Origin of the sequence: Scandinavium manionii (genome assembly GCF_024764775.1) — a bacterium.
Lineage (GTDB): Bacteria > Pseudomonadota > Gammaproteobacteria > Enterobacterales > Enterobacteriaceae > Scandinavium > Scandinavium manionii.
In genome coordinates, this window is sequence record NZ_JALIGC010000023.1 from 1 (window position 1) to 5,500 (window position 5,500).

Here is a 5,500-nt window from a genome sequence, read left to right on the forward strand (position 1 = left end):
TCGGTGGAACGACACCGTTTATTTCCACTGCACTCGTTGAATTTACCGGGAATAAGCTTGCGCCGGCTTATTATCTGGTTGGCGTTGCATTATTTACTACTGTCGCCGTTGCTCTTTTTTATCGGGAACCTAGTCGATCGGAATAGGGTAAAGAAGGATATGATCCAACACCACATTAAGATCTCCATCCTTAAATAGGGAGCAATAATAATGAATCAAATCACAATGTTTATAACGGAATTTATATTTTATTCATCAAGGTCCTGAACTCTAACAGCCACAAGAGAATCTTACAGGATTATTAATGAACTAAGAGTGGATTCAGATAGGTGGTATAATGTGATCTTAGAAAAAAAAGACAATGCTTCTGCTTTCAGAATTGCAGTTATAATGACCGGTGGAACAATAGCTAAAACGTATGATCCTCATTCTGCGAGCATGTGCAATTCAGAGGTGACTATCGATGCGCTTATCCGTTCTCTTAGACTCCCGAACACGCATATAAACTTTATAGATTTAATGCGTAAGGATTCTCTCGAAATAAATCCGGAAGACAGGACTGCCATTACTGAAAGCGTCTTGATGGCAAGCCATAATAATGATGCAGTAATTGTAACACATGGTACTGATACCTTGGCTAATACTGGTGAAGAACTTTACATCTCTTTGCCAGGCCCTACCGTACCAATTATATTTACTGGTGCGATGATACCATTAGTTGTTCAACAAAGTGATGGCATACAAAATATCATTGAAGCGATATTAGCCTGCAAGCTTCTTCCTGTTGGTATTTATACCATTTTTCATGGGCAAGTATTATCTTTCCCCGGGATTATAAAGGATCGTAAGCAGATGACATTTGTTCGTTCTATGACTCTGTAGACAGAGTTTAAATGGCTATTGTCGGAAAGGGAAGCTCATCTGAAGATAGTGGGTTTTATTCACCATGTAATTTCTTAAAAAGAAGCTTAACGATGCATCCTAATAGATTAAGTGAACTTGTTACACTGAAAATACCAGCCATCAATGCCTGGCTTTCTTGCAATAGTGGCTATATTGCTGAAGTGTTGGGCCAGTGCGGTTTCGATTCAGTGACGGTCGATTTGCAACATGGACAATTTGGAATGGATGTTGTGCCTTCACTTCTACAGGCTATATCCAGTACGGATGCCATGCCGCTGGTGCGCTGCGCCGAAAACAGTTTTGGTGACATTAACAAAATCCTGGATTCGGGCGCCTATGACATCATTTGTCCCATGATAGATATGGCGACAGCATCAGCAATGAAAGAGATGGGACTGAATATGTTTCCCCCGGTAATAATATTCAGCGAATACGCGCTGAAACGAGCTTCCGGTTGGCTAAATTACAGGAATGAACATGAGGCATCCAATCCTGCTTTTGTCAGGACCATTATGTGCTCATACTCTGTAGGACGTACAACTGGCAGCCCTGTCAGTCATGCGGATATTTCCTCCGTTGATCAGCCTGAACATATTCATAAACCGCTTTGTATATGACTCATTCATTAACATTTTTTCAATGAATGACCTAACCTCAAATCAATCTGAATACAGGATGAAACAATGAATATAAAATCACTCTCACCGAGTTCTCTGAGCGCCCGTATACTAAGAAGGACACAAATGATCCCCGAACGCGTCGCGTTCATCGACTGTAAGATGCCCGGCTCTCATCTAAAAGAAAATTATTCCCTGATCGGGTCCGGTGTCAGTCAGGCCACAAAAAAAGAAATCAGTATCAGCGAGCCCCACGGCTTCGGTCTTGGAGTCGCGGCAATGCCTGCGGGTATCACTAATAATCTTCATATCCATTACACAGCCGAAGTTTTCATGATTTATCATGGAAAATGGCTGTTCCGCTGGGGGGCGGAGGGGGATGAAGGCGAAATTGTTGGCGAAGCGGGAGATATTATTTCTATTCCTACATGGATATTTCGTGGATTCACAAATATCGGTGACGACCATGGCTGGATCTTCACCGCGCTTGGTGGCAATGATTCCGGCGGAATTATCTGGCATCCACAAGTACTCAAATCTGCGGCCAAACATGGCCTTTATCTGACCAAATCTAACAAAATGATAGATACCGATGCAGGCGAAGCCATTCCCGAACCGGAACAGCTTGTACAACCTCTCGATGACGCAGCTATCACCTGTCTCCCACATTACTCGGTAGAAAAAATGTGCGAACGCCTAATTAAGCGTGGTGAACGACTATTCTCATCCTCTTCGCTTCTTGATAGCGTCCTCGAAGGACACGGTGCAGAACTTGCGCCTGCAGTCGGCTACGGGATCACGCAGGATCGTGAGCAACATCCTACTGTTACTAACCCACACGGCCTATCAATTGAATGGGGACGTATTCCTGTCAATGGAGAAATAGGGCTACATACGCTTGCTCAGAAGCAGGTACTGATCCTGTTTAAAGGGGAACTTGACGTTACACTCAAGAGTTCATCCGATGAAAGTAGCGAAATAATGCACCCTCAGGATGTCTTTTCCTGTCCTGAAAATGTGTGGCGTAGATTCAGAGCCGTTGGTGATACCCCAGTTGAGTTTGTGTTGTTAACCTCGGGCGATCAGCGCAAGCACATTGAATGGTCTGAAGATATTATCAACCAAGCTGCAGCCAAAGGATTTGGCATTGACCCCGATGGTTATATCGCACCAGTGTCGATGCTTCCACCATCAATTCAGGAAGCGTTGCTTAAACCAGAACTTATAGCGTAAATGCTTTGAGCATAAAACCTTACTGTCATGCGAATGACCTCAGGTATTCATGAGCCTGGCAGATAAGGTTAAATATCATCCAATATAATATTTAACAAGGAAAAATAATGCGTACTGAAAATGATGCACTAGGCAGCAGAGAAATTGAGGATGACCATTATTATGGAATTCAGACTCAGCGTGCACTTGAGAATTTCTCGATATCTGGCATAACCATTGATAAAATTCCTAGTTATATTGATAGCTTGCTCCTCATTAAAAAATCAGCCGCCATTGCTAACCATAGAATTGGGAAAATAAGTAACGAACAGGTTTTAGCTATTTCACAGGCCGCAGATGAGTTTTTAACTACACCGCAGGCACAGCAATTCCCGTTGGATATTTACCAAGGTGGTGGTGGTACATCGACAAATATGAATGTCAATGAAGTCTTGGCCAATCGGGCTAATGAGATTTTAACCGGAAAAAAAGGATATGATGTTGTTCATCCCAATACTCATATCAATATGTGTCAATCGACAAACGATGTCATTCCCGCGGCAATGAAAATGTCTATCTATAAAATTCTCGGTGAGCTTGAATATGCACTTTCAAGTTTCGTAGAAATCCTAGGTAATAAGGTCGAGGAATTCACCGATATCGTAAAGATTGGAAGAACCTGCTTACAGGATGCATTGCCATTAACATTGGGACAGCAGTTCAGTGGTTACTGCAGTGCCTTTGAACGCTCAGTGCTCCAGATCAATAACGTACGACGCCATTGTCTTGAATTACCTATGGGAGCAACTGCTATAGGAACAGAATTCGGCACTTATCCCGGATATAAAGATGCTTTTTATCACGCATTGCATGAAAATACTGGGATTAATTTTACGCCCGAAAAAAATTTCTTTGATGCCCTGCAGAATGCGGATTTTTGGATTACAACATCGGCGGTGCTTAAAAGCACCGCGAATATTCTGAATAAACTTGCATCCGACCTAAGACTCATGGCATCCGGGCCTAGAGCCGGCTTGGCCGAGATTACCCTGCCCGCGGTACAACCAGGATCGTCTATTATGCCTGGAAAAATTAATCCAGTGATACCGGAAATGGCTATTCAGGTTTATTTCCGCATTCTGGGCAACGATCTCAGCATCACTCGTGCCTGCGAAGGGGAACTTGAACTGAATGTTTGGGAATCATTGATCCTCAACTGTATTTCTGAATCCTGCCGACTCCTCACAGAATGTTTGCCTCTGTTCAGTGAAAAATGTATTAAAAACCTCATCGCTAATCGAGAACGTTGCGCTGAGGATGCCGGAAGTTCTTTAGCCCTTTCCACTGTCATTGCAACAATCTTTGATTATAAAATAGCGTCGGAAGTAGCAAGGAAAGCGGAAACAGAGGGGAAAAGTATCTATCAGATCGTCGTTGAATCAGGTCTACTTTCCACAGAGAAAGCATCCCAGCTTCTGGAACCAAGTGTATTAACCTGTCCTGAGTTATTTAATGAATTGTATAAATAATATTCCTTTAATCAGTTTAAGCTTACTACTTCTAAACAGGTCCAGTCTGGGTCACGGGTTGATGCGTAGCGTAATACTTCGTTAAACCGAAGCTCAGCGGGATTTACCAGCCGGTTTATTCGCCGTGGGTGAACCACGTTGAGCGCCTATGGCAGGCGCTTCACGGCACAATAACCCGCAACCATCAGTGCCGTTCGATGTGGCAGCTACTGAGAAAGGCTCACCATTTTATGCAAACCGTCAGCCCATTCCCGGGAGGTAAACATGATCTGGCAAAGTGTAGCGCAGAAATTTAGGTCGCTGATGGCCGCATGGACATATTGGTGTAGATAGTTATGGTTAAGTATGTGATCTTCATCAGCTAACATTTATTCCCGTTCAAAAACGCTATTCGCCTTTTCTTAACCATAAACTGTATAGAGCTCCGCAACCTGTTCATCAGTCAGCGTTACCATGCCATGCGGACGCAGCGTAAACCACAGACGAGCCGTATCTTCTAACTCTTCCGCATTAAATACGGCATCCCGCAAACTGCTTCCCCCAATGACCGGGCCATGATTCGCGAGAAGCATAGCGTTATGCTCAACGGCCAGTCTTTCGACTTCAGCGGCCAGTTCAGGATGTCCAGGACGCAGATACCGGATTAAGGGTAGTTTGCCCACTCGCATGACAAAGTATGGCGTTATGGGAGGCAAACAATCGCTGGGATTCAGCCCTTGTAAACAGGAAAGTGCAGTTAACCAAGGGGAATGTAAATGAACCACCCCGCCAATATCTACACGTTGATTATAAAACGCTAGGTGCATAAGTGTTTCTTTTGACGGCTTTTCTCCGCGAATCCAGTTGCCGTTTGCATCCAGCTCGCTGAGGGTCGCAGGATCAAGCGATCCCAAACTGGAATTAGTTGGGGTGACTAAGTAGCCTCCTTCTGGCAGTCGCAGGCTGAGATTACCTGACCCACCGCTACTGTATCCGCGCATGAACATAGAATGGGCTAATGTCACCATCTGCTCGCGTAGTGCCTGGGCATTCATATTCATGAAAAAGACTCCTGTGCTTTGGAAAAGAAGCTTTCGTCGCCGAAATTACCAGATTTAAGCGCCAGCCAGAGAGGTAATGCCAGTCAGTTAAGCAACTGACTGGCTTTTTTGTTCCAGGCCTTACCATATTTACGTGGCCTTTCTTTCACCACTCTCGGGAAGGCTCTTTCTCTTCTTATCGGTAGCTTTACCATCTGCG

Annotated in this window: 5 protein-coding genes and 2 pseudogenes; 5 read left to right on the forward strand and 2 right to left on the reverse strand. The window is 44.2% G+C overall.

What is annotated here, in order from left to right; translation table 11 throughout:
• Nucleotides 1–339: 339 nt before the first annotated feature.
• The 5 genes and pseudogenes from MUU51_RS00170 to MUU51_RS00190 all read left to right on the forward strand — a co-directional run.
• Nucleotides 340–882: an asparaginase domain-containing protein gene (locus MUU51_RS00170; protein WP_159776984.1), complete on the forward strand. Its 543-nt coding sequence runs from the start codon at nucleotides 340–342 to the stop codon at nucleotides 880–882.
• Nucleotides 883–893: 11 nt separating this feature from the next.
• On the forward strand, nucleotides 894–1,520 hold the full coding sequence (locus MUU51_RS00175; protein WP_159776983.1) for an aldolase/citrate lyase family protein: 627 nt from the start codon (nucleotides 894–896) through the stop codon (nucleotides 1,518–1,520).
• 126 nt (nucleotides 1,521–1,646) lie between these two features.
• Nucleotides 1,647–2,753, forward strand: a complete 1,107-nt coding sequence (locus MUU51_RS00180; protein WP_159776982.1) for a cupin domain-containing protein — start codon at nucleotides 1,647–1,649, stop codon at nucleotides 2,751–2,753.
• A gap of 107 nt (nucleotides 2,754–2,860) precedes the next feature.
• On the forward strand, nucleotides 2,861–4,261 hold the full coding sequence (locus MUU51_RS00185; RefSeq protein WP_159776981.1) for an aspartate ammonia-lyase: 1,401 nt from the start codon (nucleotides 2,861–2,863) through the stop codon (nucleotides 4,259–4,261).
• A gap of 86 nt (nucleotides 4,262–4,347) precedes the next feature.
• Nucleotides 4,348–4,557: pseudogene (locus tag MUU51_RS00190) on the forward strand (IS630 family transposase); the annotation flags it as partial.
• A 105-nt stretch (nucleotides 4,558–4,662) separates the two neighbouring features.
• Here MUU51_RS00190 and otnC read toward each other — a convergent pair.
• Together otnC and MUU51_RS00200 are read right to left on the reverse strand one after the other, a co-directional pair.
• Nucleotides 4,663–5,301: a 3-oxo-tetronate 4-phosphate decarboxylase gene (gene otnC / locus MUU51_RS00195; protein ID WP_159776980.1), complete on the reverse strand. Its 639-nt coding sequence runs from the start codon at nucleotides 5,299–5,301 to the stop codon at nucleotides 4,663–4,665.
• An 87-nt stretch (nucleotides 5,302–5,388) separates the two neighbouring features.
• Nucleotides 5,389–5,500, reverse strand: a pseudogene (locus MUU51_RS00200) (hypothetical protein); the annotation flags it as partial.

What these genes read in the sequence shown, in the direction of transcription:
- MUU51_RS00180 (WP_159776982.1), top strand. Translation starts at nt 1,647, where the DNA reads ATGATCCCCGAACGCGTCGCGTTCATCGACTGTAAGATGCCCGGCTCT.
- otnC (WP_159776980.1), bottom strand. Translation starts at nt 5,301, where the DNA reads ATGAATATGAATGCCCAGGCACTACGCGAGCAGATGGTGACATTAGCC.
- MUU51_RS00175 (WP_159776983.1), top strand. Translation starts at nt 894, where the DNA reads ATGGCTATTGTCGGAAAGGGAAGCTCATCTGAAGATAGTGGGTTTTAT.
- MUU51_RS00185 (WP_159776981.1), top strand. Translation starts at nt 2,861, where the DNA reads ATGCGTACTGAAAATGATGCACTAGGCAGCAGAGAAATTGAGGATGAC.